This is a genomic window from Candidatus Arthromitus sp. SFB-turkey (assembly GCF_001655775.1).
Lineage (GTDB): Bacteria > Bacillota > Clostridia > Clostridiales > Clostridiaceae > Dwaynesavagella > Dwaynesavagella gallinarum.
Window position 1 is genome coordinate 57,454 of the sequence record NZ_LXFF01000009.1, and the last position, 20,665, is coordinate 78,118.

Below are 20,665 nucleotides of genomic sequence, written 5' to 3' on the forward strand. Positions count from 1 at the left end.
AGGCTACCTTTTTATCTAAATAAAGAGCTTATTGCATAAATTATATTTGCTAAAAATGAAAATTTACTTTTTTTAACTGATGCATCTACTATAACAAGTTCTATTAACTCTTTTAAGCTTTTATTGCTTTTGTTAAACTCTAAGGATTTATCATCATATACCCAATTTAAATCAAACCTATAAGTGTCATATTTATCTCCACTATTATCAACATTTTCTTGCAATAAAATTTCATCAAAATAATTTTTCCACCTATTATAATACAAATTTCCTATAAGCTCATAAAAATCCGTATTAGCATAATCCCTAAGACCATCATCTTCAGATACAAGTTTATCATACCAAGTTGTTAAAATTGTTTTCTTATTATACTTTAATGTATCTTCAAAATAATCGTCATATCCAAACTTTTCTATGTCATTAATCATTTTAGATAAACTCTTATTATCATTGTAAGATAAAATATTTGCTTGTAAATTTATTAAATACAAAAATTTATCTTTTAAAATTTTTAATTCCTCAAAATTATTTTCTTCGTATACTTTTTTTATATCCTCATAATAATCATAAGATAAATTAACAATAACTTGACTTGCAATATCTATTAAATCATTAATGTAAAACTCATTATATTTAAATTCATCATAAACCGAAAAATAAATGCTCAGTGCCTTTTCCAAAATATCAGAATTATAATTTTTATGTATACTTCCCCATTTAGATGAACTAGTAACATTCATAGAAGGTCTAGAATTTATAATTGATTCAGATGCTCCTTCATGATAAGTTTCTGTAGTCGCATTATACACTGTATCTAAAAGTATATAAAATCCTTCAACTAATTTATCACTATATCCACCATATCTATTTGTCACATATCTATTAACAAATTCATCTATCTCAATTTTATCTTGAAATATAAGTTCAGTAGCCAATTCATCTATAAAATCATTATAACCAACAGCTTCTGACGTATGCCCAATTCCTACTAAAAATTGCGCATTATCTTTTGCTTCATAAAACTCATTAATCGTATGCCTAGCATGACCATAAAGTCCACCTCTACCACCAAAATTATTTAATATCCCAAAAATCCAATTTGAACTATCAAACTCTTTATTTTCCCAAGACATACCATTAAACTTAGAAGTACCTTTCCACTTGATATTAAGTTGAGAATGAAGATCTACTATTATCACATTTTCTTTATCAAGATGAGCTATACTCTCAGATGATGGATTATGTCCCCAAGATTGTATCATCCATATAGAATTATCACTTTCATTTTTTTTCAATGTATCTAACACTTTCTTTGAAACATATTTCACATCATACCCATATGAATTACTGCCTTCATGAAATAAATCTCCTGCAAAATATTGAGTTTTTCCTAAAACTTCTCTTTGCTTTTCATAAAATACTTTAGCCAATGTTTCATAATCATTATTGTTAAAATTCACTCTATCAGGACCTTTTATTTTACTCCAATACCCTCCTTGTAAAATCTCAAAACCCGAATTTTCTTTAAACGGAAAATATCCTATATAAGTCTGATGAATTGGAGATATTTCAAATTCTTTCATTCTATTTTGTATCATCATAGAAAGTTCAGCTCTATCTTCAAACCAATCTGGCGTAAGTTCCCCTCCAATTCTACTTATATTTCCCATATACATCCAGGGTAAATATATTGGAGATGTTAAATAATTTACTATCTCAGAAAATGAAAATCCAAACTCTTTTAAAAATCTTCGGATAACCTCTTCATGACCAACCAAATTTAACGCAACATTAAAACCATTTAGAGCCATCCAATCTATTTCTCTTTCCCAATCTTCAAAATCCCAATAAGCCATGGTATAACCATAAGCTACATAATTATAATTATACCTATATTTAATATCTACTATTTTTTCTACAACCCCTTCTATTTGAGGCATAGGAAGAACCACTTTTAATTTACCACTACCAAATCTAGCAAAAGTTTGATTTAAATAATGTTCAAAATAATAATTAAGAGCAATAGCTAAAGAATTAGAATTATTCCCCTCAATTACGATTTTACCTTCATTACTTGACAATCTAAAATAATCATACCCCTTATCATTTGGTAAAAGTAATACATCAAAAAACTTTATGTACTCTTCTCCTAAAATACGTGAAATCAAACCTTCAATTGCTTCTTTATAATCTTTTTTACTTTCTTCATAAACAACTTCATTAATTTCAGGTTCTTCTTTTTCTATCTCAATATTATTTATTCTAACATCTTTTTCATCTAAAAAAGAAATTTCCTTTATATGTACAAAATCTTCACTTTCACTAGATACTACACGAATTTTAATAAATTGATCATCTATAGATACCTTTGCAATCTCAGTATTATCATCTACTATTTTCTTTTTAAATTCAACTTCATTATAACGGTACCCATCATCACTTGAATAAATTTTATATTCATAATTATTTAAAACATCATCAAAAACAAATTTGATATTCCTAATCTTTTTATAATCTTCTAACTTAAACTCTAAATAGTTAGTAAAATCCGGTAACACAAAAAAAGTACCTTCATCACCATCTATTAAGTTATTTATATCATGCTCAAAACTATGTATATAATCTGTATTAACCAAATTTTTTGAACTAACTCCAGTAACATCTATAATTACAATAAACATTACTAATAATAAAATTATCAATCCCTTAATAATTTTCATAAAATTATATCTCCAAAAAACACTAATGGCATTATAAAAATGCCATTAAGAATATATAATCTGTAAATCAGAATCAATAAATTAATCAAAAATTTAATTCAGTCCCAAACTTACAAATAATGCCTTATTAACTTTTTTCATATCATTAAATGTCATATGTCCTATTTTTTCTTTAAGTCTCTTTTTATCCAAGGTCCTTATTTGTTCAAGCAAAACCACTGAATCTTTATTTAATCCATATTCTTCTGATGAAATTTCCACATGTGTAGGTAACTTAGCCTTATTAATTTGCGAAGTTATAGCTCCTACTATAACAGTAGGACTATACTTATTTCCAATATCATTTTGAATTATTATAACGGGTCTTATTCCTCCCTGTTCTGAACCTATAACAGGACTCAAATCAGCATAGAATATGTCCCCTCTTTTTACTACCATCGTAGTCATCTAAATTATCACTCTCCGAAAGCCTTATCTCATATTTAACTAACTCTTCAAAAACTGAGAAAAATCCACATTCAGACAATTCTACATTTATTTCTCCCATAGCTTCATATTCTCTTCCAATAGTTTCCCAATTTTTTCTTCTGATAAATATTAATATGACACTTCTTAAACTTATGCTACCTTTTTGTATTAACTTAATATCCATGACTTGAGGCTTGGAGAAAGGCTTTAAAAAAGTACTTATTGATTTATTCACTTCAGAAGTACCCCCACAACAATTATAATTAAATTCATAATTTAATTACGTACTTCTTAAATTATATACCAACTTCTATAAATTTACAACTTTATAAAATACACTACTTATAAAATATATTCTCTAATGTTAACAATTTCATCATTACTTAGATAAATTCTAGGAACCTTTCTCCTTATACCACACAAAACTTCATAACAAATAGTTTGACCAAAATCAGCTATATCATTTGCATATATTCTTTTACCCATTATTTCTCCCATAAGCAAAACTTCATCAAAAAGCTTAACACCTCTAATATGAGTAATATCTATCATAAAATGATCCATACATATATTACCAACAATATTAGAATAGCATCCATTTAATATAACTTTACCTTTATTTGATAAATACCTTGGATACCCATATCCATATCCAACATTAATAGTTGCAATTATGCCTTCTTTATCTGCTTTATAAGTTTTCCCATATCCGATAAATTCTCCTTTATGTACTCTTTTTATATGTACAACTCTAGCCTTCAAGTTCATAATGGGCTTAAATTTTATACTTTTGTTCTTTATACCATTATTATATCCATACAATAAAAGTCCTGGTCTTATACAATTTAAATATTCAAATTTAAAATTTATACTTCCAGCACTATTACACATATGTTTATATTTTATATTTAGTTTTAATTTATCTAGATTATTACAAAACAATTCAAATAATTTATATTGTCTCATGGTATAACTAGCATCTTCACTATCTGCATCAGAAAAATGAGAGTATATTCCCTCAACTTCAAAAAAAGGATTTCTGAATATATTATTTACAATTTCGTAATTTTCATCACTTGCAAATAATCCCACTCTTCCCATTCCAGTTTCAACCTTTATATGCACTTTTAATTTTTTATTTATCTTCGATAACTCTCCCAATAATAAAATGGCATACTCAAAGCTAGTTATAGTTTGAGTAAGCCTATAATTTAAAAGTTCATATAAATATTCTATAGGAGTAACACCCATTATTAAAATAGGTACATTTATACCTGATTTTCTTAACTCTATAGCTTCTCCTATATGACCAACAGCTAACATTTCAATATTATTTTCAATTAATTTTTTTGAAATCTCTACAGCACCATGACCATAAGCATCATCTTTAACAACTGCTATAATCTTTTGATTTCCATTAACACTTCTAATAAGTTCTAAATTATGTACCAAATTATCTAAATTTATTTCAGCATAAACATTCTTATAAAACTTCATAAAATTGTCTCCTAAATTAATAATCAAATACATTAGAATCAATTTCGTCTAAAACATCGAAAGTTAAATACTCAATTAAAACTCTTCTGTTACCTTTACTATCAAATATTTCAAGCTTAAGTGGTATATATCTACTACCATCTAAATATAAAGTCGCATAACTTATATTTAAATTATTAGTTGGAAGATTAACTTTAGCTCCAAAGAATTTTATCTCCTCTTCATTTTCCACATAAGATTCTTTAAAATACTCTACTTGATCCATAGAATAAATAAGCTTTATGTACTCATTTAAAAAACAATACTTATAAACCTCATCAAATTCTTCTTCAACAAAATATTCAGTATTGTTCTTTATATCTTTAACATAAATTTTATCATCTTTATATATATAACTTCGTTCACCTTCTAAATCTAATCTATAACTATTATTAGAACTACTATATTGTTTCAAAAACACACTTTCTTCACTTCTATCATTTTTAAAAGTAACTTTAATATCCGCTATATAGTTTTTTAAACTTTTTACATAATCAAACGCTTGTTCTGAGTTTTCTATTTTTTGTGTTTTACAAGAAGTAACAAATAATAAAAAACCAATAAATAATAAAATAATTTTTTTCAAAATAAGTACTTCCTTTCTATAATAATTATAGATAATACTTATTCTAATCAATTACTTTTATTACTTTTTAATATTCTTAATTTATTTTTTCTAAAACAACAAAAGATGTAACAATATTTTTTTCATTAGATATTGTTACATGTATATTGTATTTCTCATTAAATTTACGTAAATCATTGTGCAAATTTATGTACGGACTCCCATTACAATTTCTTAAAACTTCTACATCTGAAAATTTAAATAAACTGATTTCATTAGAAATTGATTTAAATAATGCTTCTTTAACACATAAATTAGAAGCTATTTTTTTTACATAATTCTTCTCATTCACAATATTTTGCCTAAACATATTTATCTCATTCTTTGTAAAATACTTAACTAAAAAATTTTTATAACTCAAAAGCTTGTACACTCTGTCTATATGTAAAACATCACAACCAATTCCAATTATCAAACACTCACCTCTAATTATAACGCATTTTCTACAAATCTAACTTTAGAATCCAATTTAAATAACTTACTTATATTATCTTCTAAAACATCAACCAAATGAATAGGAGACACTAAATTTTTATGAAGAACTTTACAAATTTCTCTAACTAATTCTAAATTACAACTAATAATTTCAACTTTTTCACTTTCTATAGTCTGTTCTCCACTTTTTTCTATTAAAATTTTATCTATTTGTATGCCATAAACCAAATTTCCATTTATTTTATCAATATCTTCTATCGCAACTCTATTTTCAATTATTTTATAATAATATTCAATTATCTCACTTAAACTATACTCTCTTCCTTTTAACACCTCTATAACTTTCATAGCTGTTTACCTTCCTATAATCAAATATAACATATACTTGAAATTTTATCACAACATATTTTTATAATTTGTCATTATTTAAGAAATTTTAATTAAAATATTAATCTTTTTAACGACATTTATTTTAAAAAGTACAACTAAATATTAATATTTTTTTATTTTAACTATAATTTTATTAAAAATATAAATTATTAAAATTTTATTATTATACAAAATAATATTTTGACTAAAATATTATTTAAAATTTATAATATTATACATAACCTATAATTATATAAATTTATTTTCTAAATTAGAAAGGACTTGTTTATGAAAAGTTATGAAATCCAAAAAGACCTTCTATGGGTTGGGGCTCTTGACCCAAATCTTAGAACTTTTGACATAATAATGCACACTCCTTACGGTACTACTTACAATTCTTACGTTATTAAAGGTAGTGAAAAAACTGTGTTATTTGAAACTGTTAAAGTTCAATTTTTTGATGAGTATATCCAAAGACTTACTGAAGCAAATATAAATTTCCAAAACATAGACTACCTTGTTATAAGTCATACAGAACCTGATCACGCTGGTTCAGTAGAAAAAATAATAGATTTATGCCCCAATATAACAATAGTCGCCTCACCAGTTGCAGTAAAATATCTAAAAAAAGTTACCAATAAAAATTTTAATTGCATAGAAGTCAGCGATTCAACTTCAATATCTTTAGGTGATAAAACTCTTAAATTTATATCTGCTCCATTTTTACACTGGCCGGATACAATTTACACATACGTACCTGAACTAAAAACACTTTTGACTTGCGATTCTTTTGGTGCACATTATTCGACAAATAATATTTTTGATGATTGTGTCGAAAATTACGAACACTATATGGATGCTTTAAAATATTATTATGATTGTATTTTTGGTCCGTTTAAACCTTATGTATTAAAAGCAATAGAAAAAATTAAAGATTTAGAAATAAGCTATATTTGTCCAGGTCATGGTCCTGTTTTAAGAAGAGATATTGAAAAAATTATATCTTTATATAAAACTTGGAGTTCTCCTTTAGAAAAAAATTCTAAACCTAAAGTTGTAATCTGCTATGTTTCTGCTTATGGTTACACAGCTAATTTAGCAGAAAAAATATCAGAAGCAATTTGTGCTGATAATGATGTTGAAGTTAAACTTTATGATGTAATAAACTTCGACAAGAATGAAATATTAAATGAAATATCATCTGCAGATGGAATATTATTTGGAACACCAACAATAAATTCAGATATGCTTGAACCTATTAGAGATCTTTTAACTCATTTAAATCCTATTGTACACGGTGGAAAAGTTGCAGCTGCATTTGGATCTTACGGATGGAGTGGAGAAGGGGTTCCAAATACTGAATCAAGGCTTAGAGAACTTAAAATGAAAACACTTACCCCATCTCTTAGAATAAATTTTAAACCATCAGAAAAAGAATTAGAAAAAACATATGATTTCGGACGCGCATTTAAAGAAAAATTATTTATATCTCTTGGAAAATTAGATCCCGATCATGCTGAAGCATTAAATTTATTTGCACAAATAAACGTAAATACTCCAATTTAAAAAGACCATCTAATCGATGGTCTTTCATTTTATATTATTTTAACTCCTGAAAGCTCTATTCCAAATCCTTTTAAATAATTATAAGTTACTTTGTCAATACAAGCACCTTCAAAATCTATACTTTTGATCATCTTATGATATTTATTTGTCAAAGGATTTTCAGGAATAAAACTTACATTTTGAAGGGTTGCATTTTTAAAACTTGCTTCTTTTAAATAAGCTTTATCAAAATTAACATTTTTAAATGAACATCCTTCAAAATCTTGATCTTCTAAATCTATATATTTAAACTGCGTATCTTCAAAAGAACAACTTTTAAACTCAACCTTTTTTAAATCTGATTTTAAAAAAATAACTTCCTTAAATTTACATTCTACAAATTCAGATTTTTTCAAATCACATGTATCAAAATGAGTTCTAACTAAAATAGTTTCTTTAAACTTTCCTTCTTTAATATCACTAGCATAAAATTTACAATCGGTAAGATTAGCTTTATGAAAATTAATTCTTTTTAAGTCACTAGCGCTAAATACTGATGCTGTTAAATCTGATCCAGAAAAATCTGCATCTTTAACAGAACTTCCACTAAATTTACTATCTTTTAAAATAGAATTTTTCAAATCACTATTTTTAAAATCTCCACCTCTAAAACTTAACTTTCTCTCTAATTTATGAGTTAAATTAATTGTATCTTGTAAAAGTTCATCAATATCTCCAATGCTATCTAATGTTTCAGATATAGCTTGCTCTTCACTTTTTCCTTGAGATACTAATTCTTCAAAACGCTCATTTAAATCACATAACAAGTCATTTTTTATATCTTCTATGCTTTTAGTTTCCCTATAAGGTTCGAACAACTCATTTACATAATTATTAATTTTACTATTCATACAAAAACTCCTCCAATTTACAATAATTTTTCTAAAATCTTTTTAGAATGCTCCCAATTTTTTTTATTATTTTCATAAGTTTTCTTGCCTTTTTCTGTTATCTTAAAATATTTACGCCTTCCACCTTTAGTATCATCTCCCCAATACCATACAACATCTCCATCTGCTTCTAAACGACGTAAACTAGAATACATTGTGGCTTCTTTAAGTTCATATTCTCCTTGAGAATTTTTAGTAATTAACTTAATAATCTCATACCCATAACGATCTTCCTCATATAAGAGTTTTAAAATTATGGTATCTGTATGTCCTCTCAATAAATTAAATTTTAAACTTCTCTCACTCATAATCTTATCCTCCTAAATTCATTATAATATAAAATACTATGATTGTCAAAGTACTATCTTATATATTCAAATTAAAAAACTACAAATAAATTTTAAAAAAAATAAAAAAAGGTGATCTAAAAGCTCACCTTATAACTAATTTTTATTGAACATTTATTTCCGGCATCTTAAATTGATTTCTTACAAATCTAAAATCCTCAGCGACAACATCACTTATATATTTTTTATTACCATCTTTATCTACATAAGATCCCATTCTAAGTCGTCCACCAACACTTATTAAATCACCCTTATGCAAATGCTTAATTATTATATCACCTTTTTTCCCCCAAAAAGAAACAGGAATAAAATCGGCTTTTCTCTCTCCATCTGGTTCCTTATAATCTCTATTTACAGCAATAATTATTTTTGTTAATGTTTTTTGAGAATCTTCTATAATTCTTTGTTCAGGATCCTTTACAAGTCTTCCAACTAATAATATCTTATTCACCTTAAAAATTCCTCCTAATTATAAATAAATCCTTTTACATGAATTATTTCTAATTTTGAGCAATTTATACAATTTTTCATAAATTTTAAGTATATTATTATAAATTTATATTTCACTTTCTATAAGCTTTATACCCATATTATCCATCAAATATAAAGAAGCATTCTGAATCTTATCTCTTGGATGATTTTCTCCATCATAAGTCTCAACTAAATCTTTAGGGACTATTATATTTAAATTCTTATTTATAGAATTTAAATACCCTTTAAAAGTCAAACAAAACTGTAAAATACAAATATCTGTACAACACCCAACCACGACAAAATTAAAATTATCATCTATATATTTTTGAAATATTTGAATAAAATTATTTGAAAAAAAACTATTAGTAGAATTTTTTGTTAAAACATGTTTAAATTCAATATCTAAAAGTTCTTCACATAATTCACTTTCAAAATCTCCTTCTAAACAATGCTTAGGATAAACATCAAATTCACAATCTTCGTTTTTATGATTATCATTGATAGCTATTACATTGGGAAATTTATAACAAAACTTCTTAATATCCTTAGCAATATTCTTTATAAAATCACTTCTTAAAATTCCTATATCCGTAAATCCCTTTACCATATCAATAACTATTAAGACACTTTTTTCATAATCTAAATTAAAATTCTTATCAACCTTGATTTTAAACATTTACTTTAATTTTTCTCCTAAATAATCCTTTATTATATGTTTTATTTTATCATCTCTCAACGAATAATCTATGGTAGCCTTTAAATATCCAACTTTATCACCAATATCGTACCTTGTTCCCTGAAACTTATAAGCATATACCTCTTCTGTTGAAATCAAATTTGTTATGGAATCTGTTAATTGTATTTCTCCATTTTTTCCATAGTTTTCTTTTTCCAAATGTTCAAATATTTTACAGCTTATAACATATCTTCCAAGTATAGCAATATTTGTAGGCGCTTCTTCCATAGAAGGTTTTTCTATTAAATTATTTACCCTATAAATATTTTCTGAAATTTTATTTCCATCTACAATTCCATACTTAGAAACATCCTCATGTTTAACTTCTTGAACTCCAAGTACACTTCCTCCATACTCTTCATAACATTCTATTAACTGTTTTAAACAGGGCTTATCTCTGTTATATACTATATCATCTCCAAGCAAAACACAAAATGGTTCATTTCCAACAAAAGTTTTTCCTTGATATATAGCATGCCCAAGACCTTTTTGTTCCTTTTGTCTTACAAATGTAATATTAACCATATTAGAAATATTTTTTATCATATCAAGCATTTCATAATTCTTTGAAGATTCTAAAACACTCTCTAATTCCTTAAAATTATCAAAATAATCCTCTATAGATTTTTTATATTTACTCGTAACTAATAAAATATCTGTGATTCCAGACTCTACTGCTTCCTCAATAATATATTGAATGGTTGGTTTATCAATAATAGGAATCATTTCTTTAGGTATAGATTTTGTTACAGGAAGAAACCTCGTTCCAAATCCTGCAACAGGAATTATAGCTTTTCTAATAACTGACATTTTTTTCATCTCCATCTTTTAATTAATTTTATATTCTAAATATCCCTTAACTCTTGATATCATTCGTTTTTTATAAGAATTCACTTCATAATAATTAAATTTAAAAACATTTACAAACATTCCTGCTAAAGACTTTAAAATAGAATCTTTAAATAAATAATTTAATACAAAATACTTACCATTTCTCAGCTTTACATGTTTTTTTATAGTAGCTCCATATCCGAGCCCATATGAATAAATTTTTTCCATTGGTTCCTTCTTATTTGGATGATATATTATAAAATTTGTTAAATATTTTCCTCTATACCCTCTGTATAAAAGTTCTAAAGCCATATCACTTTCTTCACCTGATCCAAATTTTCTTCCAACACCTAAATTTTCATCAAAAAATACATCATCTATATTTTTAAATTTAATAAATATAGATGGACTTATTACTGTTCTAAAAATGTTTTGATAAGTAATTTCAACATCATGATTATACCATTTTAAATTTGAATCTACACCACTATCTTTATCTCTAAGTTTAAAGGTCACAAAATCAATATTACTATTTTGATTAAAAAAATTATTTATAAAAGTTAAAATTCCCTCACTATAAGCACAATCATCATCTGGAAAAGCTATAATATCACCTGTTACATATTTTATTCCTATATTTCTAGCTAAAGATAATCCTTTTTCTCTTATTCTAATATGGTTTATATAAAATTTTTGTTTATATTCATCTACAATGTCTCTTAAAATATCTCTTTCATTTTGATCCACTATAATAAGTTCAAAATTTTTATAATCCTGAGCACTTAAAGAATCTAAAAATATTTTTATTTCTTCAGAGCGTCCAAGAGTTGCCATTACTAACGAAAATTTCATATAACTTCACTCCAATGAATTTAATTTTCATAAAAATAAACTAAAAGAGTTAATTGAAATAATTAACTCTTTAAAAACTACATATAATTTCTTGCAAGTTTTATATCCTGCGCATGTTCCTTTGACGAAACAAGAATACAATCATCAGTTTCAACAACTATTAAATCATCAACATTATTAAGTAAAATTTTCTTTTTAGTCAAAACTATGTTATTACTAGATTTCATTAAAACTCCACTAGAATTTAACACATTCCCATTATTGTCTTTTTCTCCATACCTATCAACACTCGACCAACTTCCAACATCATCCCATCCAAATTTACCTTCAATAACAAAAATATTATCATATCTTTCCATAACTCCATAATCAATAGATATATCTTCAGTTAATCTATAATTTTTATTTATAAAATTCTCACACTCATCAAAAGACAAATCAAGTATAGGACTTAAAACTTCATATGTATTATTTAAGAATTTTTTTATTAAATTTAATATAACATTTACGTTCCAAACAAAAATACCACTATTCCAATAATAATTCCCATCACTAATATACTTAAGTGCAGTACTATAATCAGGTTTTTCCACAAAAGAATTAACCTTACTTATTTTATCTAAATTATTAAATTTTGAATTTATATAACCATATCCTGTCTCAGGTCTATTTGGTTTAATTCCAAAAGTAACAATTCCAGTATTATTTTCAATCAAAAATTGATTTGCATAACTTATAGTATCTATAAACTCATTTTCATTTTTTATTAAATGATCTGATGGCAACACTATAACATTACAATTATCAAATTTTTTCTTAATATATAAACTTGATAAACAAATACACGCAGAAGTATTTCTAGATTCAGGCTCAATTATTATATTTTCCTGTGAAATACCTTTTAATTGTTCAAACACTAAGTCTTTATATTTAAGTCCTGTTGATATAAATATTCTTTCCTTTGGCACAAGCTTATTTATTCTGTTATATGTCATTTGAAGCATCGTTTCATTTCCTAGAAGATTCAAAAATTGCTTTGGCTTCTCTTCAGTAGATAGTGGCCAAAACCTAGTTCCTTTACCTCCAGCCATTATAAGCGCACATAACATATATTTTTTACACCCTCTCCAAATTAACTTGCAGTATTATCCCCAAAAAATACCTTAACAGTCTTTAATATAAGAATCATATCTAATTTCAAATTTCTCTTTTCAACATATTCAATATCAAGGTTCATCCATTGAACAAATCCAATTGAATTTCTACCCATAACCTGCCAAAAACATGTAAGTCCTGGTCTAACAACCAATTTATCAAGCATCCATTTATCAAACTCCCTAACCTCTCTTGGAAGATTTGGTCTTGGTCCAACTAAAGACATATCTCCTTTTAACACATTTATAAGTTGAGGAAGCTCATCTAAACTTGTTTTTCTTATAAATCTACCAACTTTTGTAACTCTTGGATCATGTTTTATTTTAAACATTGGTCCAGTCATTTCATTTTTATTTTTAAGTTCTTTTAATAAATCTTCTGCATTTGTAACCATTGATCTAAATTTATACATTCTAAATATTTTCCCATTTTTTCCAACTCTATTTTGCGAAAATAAAACAGGCCCCTTAGAATCAATTTTAATCAAAATCATTATAACTACCATTAAAGGAAATAAAAATATTAAAGCTAACAGTGATACGACAATATCAATAGTTCTTTTAATGAATTCATATATAAATGACTTTCTATATTTTTTTGAACGCTGTATAAAATGAATGTCCATATTATCATCTAATAAATATATGTTATCCAATACAATCCTCCATTTAATACATTACATAATAACTTAATTTTAACACATAAATTTTTTATAGTCTATTAAACTAAAGTTTAGCTCTAGATATAAATCCTTTCTTCATTATTAAAATTTGCATAAAAATAACTATAAACACCTGTATACATTGTGAAATTATAACTCCATTTATATTAAAATTACTCGAAAAAAACGGTATAACTCCTAAATAAATTAAATTGGCAATAACTACAATATAAACATTATACTTTATGTATCCTAAAGATATAAAAAGCGGATAAACTCCAACAAATGAAAATTTAATTATAACAAATAACACGTAAAATAAAACATTCAATACATACTTTTCTCCATCTAAAATCAAAATATTTATCCATAATTTATAGGTTAAACTTAAAAAAACTATAATTAAACTTCCAAATAAAATTATAATAAAAAATAACTTCCTGACCAATGAAATGGCCTCTTTTTCTTTTTCCTCTGATACTTTAGTGCTTATTTCAGGATAAATTATATTTAAAAGAGGAGAAGCAATTTTAGCAACAATACCACCAATTTTTTCTATAACTTTATATATACTTATAAATTCAATTCCCACAAATTTATTTATTAAAAATGGTGTTAAATGACTTATTGGAACATCAAGAGTCGTCATAAAATTACAATAAAAATTAAATTTTAAAAACTCCTTATCCCAAACAACCTTGTTTTTAAAAATTCCTCTAAGATTATTTTTAAATATAATAAAATTTGTAACAATTAATAACAATATAGAGCTAATTAAGCCAAACCATAACTCTACGAGTATAAAATACCACATATTTACATTTATAATAAAGGATAATAAATAAAAAATAAATTTCAAAGAATTAACAAATACATTTATGTAAGATGAATATTTAAATTTATTAAATACTCTTATTATACCTATACTAGTTCCTGTTAAATTAAAAAGAATAGAAAAAGAATAAACTCTAATTAAATTAACAATATCTCTATCCCACTTAAATATATTACATATAAATTCTAAAAACAAATTAGCAGCAAAAAAAGAAATTAAAGCTGTAACTATATCTAAAATAAAACCTTGTTGCAAATAACCTTTTACCTTTAAAAAATCTTTATCAATTAACGCTCTAGGTAAAAACCTTATAATCGAATTAAAAGATTGAAAATTAAATATAGTATCAAAAACAAGTGTATATGATATAACAAGATTTACAATGGAACTTTCGTTTAAACCTAAAACTTTTATCATTATACTTAAATTTAAAAGAGTTAAAACCGATGAAAATCCATCTCCTAAAAAAACTACCAAAAAATTTTTAGCAATATTATTTTTAAAAATTTTATCCTTAAACAAAGAAATACTTTTCATCTGTTATGTTTCCTTATCTTCAAAATTAATCAACTCATTTATTTTTTCCATTATACTTTCGTTTTTAAAATTATAACTCCACTTTAAAAGTTTAGATTCATACTTATCTTTTGAAAAATCTTCATTTAAGACCTTTAATATACCATTTTTTATACCTTCTTCAGAATTTTCTACTAAAACCCCATATTCTCCATTATTTAAAATTTCTCTAGCTCCAGCTGTATCTGTTGATATACAAACTTTATTTAAACAAACAGCCTCTGCAATAACTAAACAAAAAGATTCAGAATAAGATGGAACGATTACATAATCACTAGAAAGAATATAATCATAAACATTTTCCTTAAAAGATATAAATTTTATATTTTCACTTAATCCATTTGTATTAACTATTTTTTCTAACTTCTCCCTTAATGAACCATCCCCTAATAAAAACAAAGTAACATTTTTATTACCACAACTTAAAACATCTTTAAAAGCATATATAAGTCTCTCTGCACCCTTTTCTCTTTCAAGCCTTCCTACACAAATTATTTTTGTTGTTTTAAATTCCTTAAATACATTTTTAAAATTAAATTTATCGTAACTTTCTAAACTTTTATCTAATACATTATAAATTACATTTAACTTTTCTTCAAATCCAAAAATATTTTTAAAAGATTTTAAACACAATTTAGAAACACAAACTATTTTATCAAACTTTTCATAATATTTTTTTTCCTCATCTAATGTAAACATTTTATTAGTCCAATGATAATTTTTAAAATCTGCATGTACCCACGCAATTTTTCTACTGTTATATAAAGATCCACTTATTAACTTTGTAGCATAACCTTCCAAAAATGCAATTTCAACATCAAATTTTTCCTTAATAAATATTTTATGTAAAATTTTACCATCAAAAAATTTTAAAACCTTATTTGAAATTTTTCTTCCAAATAAAGTTTTAAATCCATATATAACTTTAATATGAGAAGGTACTTTATCTAAATATACACCTTCTTTTTTTAAAACTAAAAGAGTAACTTTAAACTTTTTTTCATCTATTAAATTTAAAAAATTTATAAGTACTCGTTCGGCTCCTCCACCTTGCAAATTATATATACAAATTAAAATCTTTTTCAGAATATCCACCTCAAACAAATCAATTTAAAATACTTCCCTTATTATTATTTCTTTTAAGAAGCTCTAAGTTTTTCCCTGATAAAATTGCGTTAATTTCTCCACCTAGTAGTATTATCATAGAAGTCAAAAATAACCAAATCATAAGAACTATAACAGCCCCTATACTTCCATAAAGAGCTGAGTAATTTGATAAATTGTTTACATAAAAAGTGAATGCTATAGATATACCAATCCAAGCTATAGTTGTAAATATAGCTCCCGGCAAAACCTTACTTAATTTTTTATTTTTTACAACAGGAACATAATAATAAATTATGGCAAAAACAGTAACCATAAGGGTAATTATAAAAGTATATCTTATTAAATACCAAGAATTTAAAACTATATTTACGTCAACATAATCTACGAAAAATTTAACAAATAAATCTCCTATAATTCCACCAAACACAACGAGAATTAACATTAAAACTATTAAAAAAACAAGTCCTATTGTATACAAAATAGATAAAATAATCTTTACAATATAATTTCTCGTATCAACAACGTTATAGGCTTTATTAAGACCTCTCATAACTCCACGAAATCCCGCAGAACTAGACCATATACTTAAAAATAAACTCAATGATAATAGAGATCCTTCTCTGGAATCAATAACAAACTTTACCATGTTTTGTATTAAAGAATAAACTTCAGTTGGAAGAAGGGCTTCAAGAAATATTAAAACTTGTTGACTATCTAACTTTAAAAAACCTATTACAGTCATTAAAAATATAAAAAATGGAAAAAATGCTAAAACAAAACTATAAGATAATTGAGCAGATAAAGCAACTAATTCATCATCATCCATTTTTTTTATTAAAATATATATAAAAAATATTATTTTTCTAAATATTTTTCCCAACTTCTCACCTACCTTAATAAAAATGTCCATTAAATAGTTATTATAGTCATATAAATAATAAATTATTATACCAAATAAAGAATTAAATTTAAGGGATTATTTCCAATAATATTTATTTATATTTCTAATTTTTATGAACATACTACTTTTATAAATACTCTATGAGGTGTTAGTATGTATAGTTTAAAATACAAATTTTTAGTAATATTTATAATTTTTTTAGGATTTTTAGGATATTTTTCTTCTTTTTTTGAAAACACATTTATAAAAAATAATAACACCAATATTTTATCAAATGAGCTTTTAGGTATAGAAGAAAACATTTTAAATAAGTTTAGTGATAAAAAAATTACAAATATAGCTCTATTTGGTCTTGATTTTAGATATGAACATGAACCTAAAAGATCAGATTCTATAACAATAATAACTATTGATGAACAAAATAAAAAAATCAAATTAAATTCTATTATGAGAGATTCTCGTGTTCAAATAGATGGATTTGGAAATGATAAATTAAATCACGCATACGCTTTTGGAGGATCAGAGCTTGCAATAAAAACTCTTAACAAAACTTATGGACTTAATATAAAAGATTACATAACTGTAAATTTTTACAATGTTGAAAAAATTATAGATTTAATTGGTGGAGTTTCTCTTGATGTGAAAAAGAAGGAAATTCCTTATTTAAACAAATGCATACAAGAAATAAGTCATATAGAGTCAAAAGCTCCTACATACATAACAAATGAAGGACCACAAATTTTAAATGGAATACAAACTCTAGCCTACGCTAGAATAAGAAAAGTTGGAAGAGATGACTATGAAAGAAGCGAAAGACAACAAAGAATATTCATGGCTTTATATCAAAAAATAAAATCTATTCCATACACTGAATACCTAAGATTTATAAATATGGCACCTGAATTAATAGAAACAAGTATTTCTACATCAAAAGCTATTTCAATAGCAAAAAATATAATATTTAACAAAATAAACAACATTGAACAAATGAGATTTCCCTTAGATGAAGATTGTAGAGGAGAATTAATTAATAATATTTGGTATCTAACATTTAACAAGGATAAAACTAAAGATTTAATGCAAAAATATATATTTGAAGACATTCATCCTTATGGTGATTCTGAAAAATCAAATTGTAAATAATTTTTTAAAAGGTAGGGATTATTTTGAAAACATATTTAAAATTATTAATAATTATGTTTTTAATGATTGCGTCTCCTATAACTACAAATGCTATTTCCTCACATCCAGATGTAACCATAAAAACAAATGATGAGTCCATAAATATAAATGAAGAATTTTATCTATACTTAACATCTTCTAAAGTTGAAAATTTATTTTCATTATCTTTTGATTTAAAATTTAACCCAAATATAATTGACATATTATCTGTTGAACTTGGAAATTTCTTTGAAAATGAGCCTATAGAATTTAATTCTAACTTTAATTTAATGAACGAAAATGCAAAAATTTTAAATTTTTACGCAACTTTTACTGGAAATCATAATGGAAAAACTTCAGATTCAGAAGTGGAGTTTATAAAATTAAAAGCTAAATTATTAAAAGAGTGTAAGGTTCCATTTAGCATAATAAATACAAATAATAATCTTTTTATAGGAACACCAAATATTAGACTTATTATGGTAGATAACGCTCTTAACAAATGTAATTTTTCAAATTCAACATCATATATACAAACCAATAATTTTTCAAATGATGACGAAATACGATTATTTATATCAGATGTATACAAAAAAACTTTCTCAAGAGATCCTGAAGAATATGGATTTAACTATTGGTATAATAAGTTAATTTCTCACGAATACTCAGTAAGAAATTTCCTAATAAATATTTTAAATGAGAAGGAATTTATAGATAAAGATCTATCTGATGAAGAATTTATAACATCTATGTATTCTATAATTGCAAATAGAGAACCTGATCAAACTGGATATAACTATTGGTTAAATATGCTTATAGAATATCAAAAAGAAATGGATACTAAAACTTCAAAATCTAAAATAATATTATCCATCTGTAATGAAGCAGAGTTAGAAGAGCGTGCTACAAAACTAAACTTAAAATTTTAAAAAAATAGAAGCATAAAAATAATGCTTCTATTTTTTTAGACCGTTCCATCAATTTCATATTTTACTTGAGTAAGTTTATCTATAGCCTTATTTGATATACTATTATCCATATATATACTTTCTCCAATAGCTATATATATCCAAGTATATATATAATAAGGTTCAGGAACCGAAGTCATAAGTATTATAATAGTGGTGACTATTAAATAAAATACACTTCTGTTTTCTCCAATATTTCTATTTTTAAAAATATATATAAATCTTGAAGTAAAGTAATATATAAGTGGTATCATTCCTAAAAGCCCAACTTGTGCAGACCACATAGATAATAAATCATTTGATCTTAAAGTTCCAAAACCAACTCCTGTTAATATGTTCTTTAAAAATACACTCATATGATAAGAAAATAATTCAATTCTCGTACTTCCGGAATCATCTAATCCTAAAAGTTTTAAAATTAAAATTAAAAATCTAAACCCAATTATTCTAAAAACAATGGCAAATAATACTAAAAATACCATTAGTATTAAAAAAGTTTTTATCTTATTTTTCTTAACAAATACAAGTATCTTATTTTTAAAAAATTTCTCTAACAACTCCCTATTTTTACTATTAAATATATCTTTCCAGAAATCAATTAAAAGTATAAATGAAACTATTGCTATTGCTAAATAAAAACTTGAAGATCTATTTAAAATAGCTGTAATTAATATCAAAATAAACATAATAATATCAAACTTAATTATTTTTTTATCTCTAAATCCCTTAATAATATTAATAAAATAATAAATAAAAATAGGGGTTAAAAACATCGCAAGCATAGAAGGCTCATTAGTAACAGAAGAAATTCTCGTAAGACCTGTTTCTAAATACTGAACCATATGAGAATAATTAGTTCTAAATAAAAAATCAAAATAATTATGTGAAATGAAAAATTGTACAAAACCAAGTGATAAAACCGTAACCGTAGTAATATTTATAATTCCTTTAATATTAACCTTAACTTCATTTGTAACAACCATATAACTACACAGATAAATCATAAATGCAAATAACAAATATAAATACTGAGTTATATTTTGAACTGAAAAAGAAACATAATCATAAGGTGAATCTGGAGTAAACACTAAGGTTCCTGAAGAATACACAATAGGTAAAACAAGAGATATAGTAGCATATATCAAAAAATATAATAACCCATTTACAAATCTAATTTTTTTAAAGGTATATCTTTTAATAATTACTTCATATATAACTTTTAAAATCAGGAAACTTCCAACTATGTAATAACAAATCACTGAATTTTTATATTTAGGAAAATTTATCATACTAGTTGCTGTAAATGCAGACATAATAAATGTAAAATAAAAAAGTGTTCTAGTTCTTGTAAAAAAAACTAAATAAAGCGTAATAATTAGAACAACTATACCTATAAAAGTAAAGTACATTTAA

The 20,665-nt window shown here is 24.7% G+C and carries 22 protein-coding genes; 3 read left to right on the plus strand and 19 right to left on the minus strand.

All coding sequences use genetic code 11. The features are described from left to right. Positions 1-11: 11 nt before the first annotated feature. The 7 genes from A6P36_RS01365 to A6P36_RS01395 form a co-directional block, all read right to left on the minus strand. Positions 12-2,720, minus strand: coding sequence for an alpha-N-acetylglucosaminidase TIM-barrel domain-containing protein (locus tag A6P36_RS01365; RefSeq protein WP_066760415.1), 2,709 nt, complete (start codon positions 2,718-2,720; stop codon positions 12-14). 93 nt (positions 2,721-2,813) lie between these two features. Further along, positions 2,814-3,167, minus strand: a complete 354-nt coding sequence (locus A6P36_RS01370) for a type II toxin-antitoxin system PemK/MazF family toxin (RefSeq protein ID WP_066760416.1) — start codon at positions 3,165-3,167, stop codon at positions 2,814-2,816. After that, complete coding sequence (locus A6P36_RS01375) at positions 3,124-3,372, minus strand: transcriptional regulator (RefSeq protein ID WP_242861607.1); 249 nt, start codon at positions 3,370-3,372, stop codon at positions 3,124-3,126. The genes A6P36_RS01370 and A6P36_RS01375 overlap by 44 nt, the downstream gene beginning before the upstream one ends. A 158-nt stretch (positions 3,373-3,530) precedes the next feature. Further along, the gene (gene alr, locus A6P36_RS01380; protein WP_066760417.1) at positions 3,531-4,685 is read right to left on the minus strand and encodes an alanine racemase; all 1,155 of its coding nucleotides are present in this window, start codon (positions 4,683-4,685) and stop codon (positions 3,531-3,533) included. A gap of 16 nt (positions 4,686-4,701) precedes the next feature. After that, positions 4,702-5,310 (minus strand): germination lipoprotein GerS-related protein, encoded by a 609-nt coding sequence (locus tag A6P36_RS01385; RefSeq protein WP_066760418.1) that lies wholly within the window; start codon positions 5,308-5,310, stop codon positions 4,702-4,704. A 76-nt stretch (positions 5,311-5,386) separates the two neighbouring features. Continuing rightward, positions 5,387-5,764 (minus strand): holo-ACP synthase, encoded by a 378-nt coding sequence (locus A6P36_RS01390; RefSeq protein WP_066760419.1) that lies wholly within the window; start codon positions 5,762-5,764, stop codon positions 5,387-5,389. A 14-nt stretch (positions 5,765-5,778) separates the two neighbouring features. Then, a complete protein-coding gene (locus A6P36_RS01395; protein WP_066760420.1) occupies positions 5,779-6,132 on the minus strand; it encodes a DUF6514 family protein in 354 nt (117 codons plus the stop codon). A gap of 309 nt (positions 6,133-6,441) precedes the next feature. On the opposite strand from A6P36_RS01395, the gene A6P36_RS01400 reads away from it, so the two are divergent. After that, on the plus strand, positions 6,442-7,719 hold the full coding sequence (locus A6P36_RS01400) for an FprA family A-type flavoprotein (protein WP_082917535.1): 1,278 nt from the start codon (positions 6,442-6,444) through the stop codon (positions 7,717-7,719). Between the two features lie 29 nt (positions 7,720-7,748). Here the strand turns inward: A6P36_RS01400 and A6P36_RS01405 are convergent, their stop codons facing one another. From A6P36_RS01405 to A6P36_RS01455, 11 genes are all read right to left on the minus strand, one after another. Next, entirely contained in the window at positions 7,749-8,609 is an 861-nt protein-coding gene (locus A6P36_RS01405; protein ID WP_066760421.1) for a pentapeptide repeat-containing protein, read from the minus strand. A 17-nt stretch (positions 8,610-8,626) separates the two neighbouring features. After that, positions 8,627-8,956, minus strand: a complete 330-nt coding sequence (locus A6P36_RS01410; RefSeq protein WP_066760422.1) for a PadR family transcriptional regulator — start codon at positions 8,954-8,956, stop codon at positions 8,627-8,629. A 142-nt stretch (positions 8,957-9,098) separates the two neighbouring features. Beyond that, a complete protein-coding gene (locus A6P36_RS01415; RefSeq protein WP_066760423.1) occupies positions 9,099-9,446 on the minus strand; it encodes a single-stranded DNA-binding protein in 348 nt (115 codons plus the stop codon). A 105-nt stretch (positions 9,447-9,551) separates the two neighbouring features. Further along, on the minus strand, positions 9,552-10,145 hold the full coding sequence (locus tag A6P36_RS01420; RefSeq protein ID WP_066760424.1) for a cysteine hydrolase family protein: 594 nt from the start codon (positions 10,143-10,145) through the stop codon (positions 9,552-9,554). After that, a complete protein-coding gene (gene galU / locus A6P36_RS01425; protein ID WP_066760425.1) occupies positions 10,146-11,015 on the minus strand; it encodes a UTP--glucose-1-phosphate uridylyltransferase GalU in 870 nt (289 codons plus the stop codon). 18 nt (positions 11,016-11,033) lie between these two features. Then, positions 11,034-11,888 carry a glycosyltransferase family 2 protein gene (locus A6P36_RS01430; protein WP_066760426.1) on the minus strand — a complete coding sequence of 285 codons (855 nt, stop codon included), beginning with the start codon at positions 11,886-11,888 and terminating at the stop codon, positions 11,034-11,036. A gap of 77 nt (positions 11,889-11,965) precedes the next feature. Then, positions 11,966-12,997: a mannose-1-phosphate guanylyltransferase gene (locus tag A6P36_RS01435; protein ID WP_066760427.1), complete on the minus strand. Its 1,032-nt coding sequence runs from the start codon at positions 12,995-12,997 to the stop codon at positions 11,966-11,968. 23 nt (positions 12,998-13,020) lie between these two features. Continuing rightward, positions 13,021-13,668: a sugar transferase gene (locus tag A6P36_RS01440; protein WP_066760445.1), complete on the minus strand. Its 648-nt coding sequence runs from the start codon at positions 13,666-13,668 to the stop codon at positions 13,021-13,023. Between the two features lie 100 nt (positions 13,669-13,768). Next, positions 13,769-15,076, minus strand: a complete 1,308-nt coding sequence (locus tag A6P36_RS01445; protein ID WP_242861608.1) for a lipopolysaccharide biosynthesis protein — start codon at positions 15,074-15,076, stop codon at positions 13,769-13,771. Positions 15,077-15,079: 3 nt separating this feature from the next. Next, positions 15,080-16,210 (minus strand): glycosyltransferase, encoded by a 1,131-nt coding sequence (locus tag A6P36_RS01450; RefSeq protein ID WP_066760447.1) that lies wholly within the window; start codon positions 16,208-16,210, stop codon positions 15,080-15,082. Between the two features lie 10 nt (positions 16,211-16,220). Then, positions 16,221-17,102 carry a YihY/virulence factor BrkB family protein gene (locus A6P36_RS01455; RefSeq protein ID WP_242861609.1) on the minus strand — a complete coding sequence of 294 codons (882 nt, stop codon included), beginning with the start codon at positions 17,100-17,102 and terminating at the stop codon, positions 16,221-16,223. 174 nt (positions 17,103-17,276) lie between these two features. Between A6P36_RS01455 and A6P36_RS01460 the strand changes: the two genes are divergently transcribed. Together A6P36_RS01460 and A6P36_RS01465 are read left to right on the plus strand one after the other, a co-directional pair. After that, a complete protein-coding gene (locus tag A6P36_RS01460) occupies positions 17,277-18,266 on the plus strand; it encodes an LCP family protein (protein WP_066760429.1) in 990 nt (329 codons plus the stop codon). Positions 18,267-18,289: 23 nt separating this feature from the next. Beyond that, positions 18,290-19,213 carry a DUF4214 domain-containing protein gene (locus A6P36_RS01465; RefSeq protein ID WP_242861610.1) on the plus strand — a complete coding sequence of 308 codons (924 nt, stop codon included), beginning with the start codon at positions 18,290-18,292 and terminating at the stop codon, positions 19,211-19,213. Between the two features lie 35 nt (positions 19,214-19,248). Here the strand turns inward: A6P36_RS01465 and A6P36_RS01470 are convergent, their stop codons facing one another. Next, positions 19,249-20,661, minus strand: a complete 1,413-nt coding sequence (locus A6P36_RS01470) for a hypothetical protein (protein WP_066760431.1) — start codon at positions 20,659-20,661, stop codon at positions 19,249-19,251. Positions 20,662-20,665 lie beyond the last annotated feature (4 nt).

Excerpts from the sequence above, each read along its gene's own strand:
- A6P36_RS01395 (WP_066760420.1), bottom strand. The coding sequence starts at position 6,132 with ATGAAAGTTATAGAGGTGTTAAAAGGAAGAGAGTATAGTTTAAGTGAG.
- A6P36_RS01375 (WP_242861607.1), bottom strand. The coding sequence starts at position 3,372 with ATGGATATTAAGTTAATACAAAAAGGTAGCATAAGTTTAAGAAGTGTC.
- galU (WP_066760425.1), bottom strand. The coding sequence starts at position 11,015 with ATGTCAGTTATTAGAAAAGCTATAATTCCTGTTGCAGGATTTGGAACG.
- A6P36_RS01405 (WP_066760421.1), bottom strand. The coding sequence starts at position 8,609 with ATGAATAGTAAAATTAATAATTATGTAAATGAGTTGTTCGAACCTTAT.
- A6P36_RS01430 (WP_066760426.1), bottom strand. The coding sequence starts at position 11,888 with ATGAAATTTTCGTTAGTAATGGCAACTCTTGGACGCTCTGAAGAAATA.
- alr (WP_066760417.1), bottom strand. The coding sequence starts at position 4,685 with ATGAAGTTTTATAAGAATGTTTATGCTGAAATAAATTTAGATAATTTG.
- A6P36_RS01445 (WP_242861608.1), bottom strand. The coding sequence starts at position 15,076 with ATGAAAAGTATTTCTTTGTTTAAGGATAAAATTTTTAAAAATAATATT.
- A6P36_RS01470 (WP_066760431.1), bottom strand. The coding sequence starts at position 20,661 with ATGTACTTTACTTTTATAGGTATAGTTGTTCTAATTATTACGCTTTAT.
- A6P36_RS01420 (WP_066760424.1), bottom strand. The coding sequence starts at position 10,145 with ATGTTTAAAATCAAGGTTGATAAGAATTTTAATTTAGATTATGAAAAA.
- A6P36_RS01410 (WP_066760422.1), bottom strand. The coding sequence starts at position 8,956 with ATGAGTGAGAGAAGTTTAAAATTTAATTTATTGAGAGGACATACAGAT.
- A6P36_RS01370 (WP_066760416.1), bottom strand. The coding sequence starts at position 3,167 with ATGACTACGATGGTAGTAAAAAGAGGGGACATATTCTATGCTGATTTG.
- A6P36_RS01440 (WP_066760445.1), bottom strand. The coding sequence starts at position 13,668 with ATGGACATTCATTTTATACAGCGTTCAAAAAAATATAGAAAGTCATTT.
- A6P36_RS01400 (WP_082917535.1), top strand. The coding sequence starts at position 6,442 with ATGAAAAGTTATGAAATCCAAAAAGACCTTCTATGGGTTGGGGCTCTT.
- A6P36_RS01365 (WP_066760415.1), bottom strand. The coding sequence starts at position 2,720 with ATGAAAATTATTAAGGGATTGATAATTTTATTATTAGTAATGTTTATT.
- A6P36_RS01460 (WP_066760429.1), top strand. The coding sequence starts at position 17,277 with ATGTATAGTTTAAAATACAAATTTTTAGTAATATTTATAATTTTTTTA.
- A6P36_RS01435 (WP_066760427.1), bottom strand. The coding sequence starts at position 12,997 with ATGTTATGTGCGCTTATAATGGCTGGAGGTAAAGGAACTAGGTTTTGG.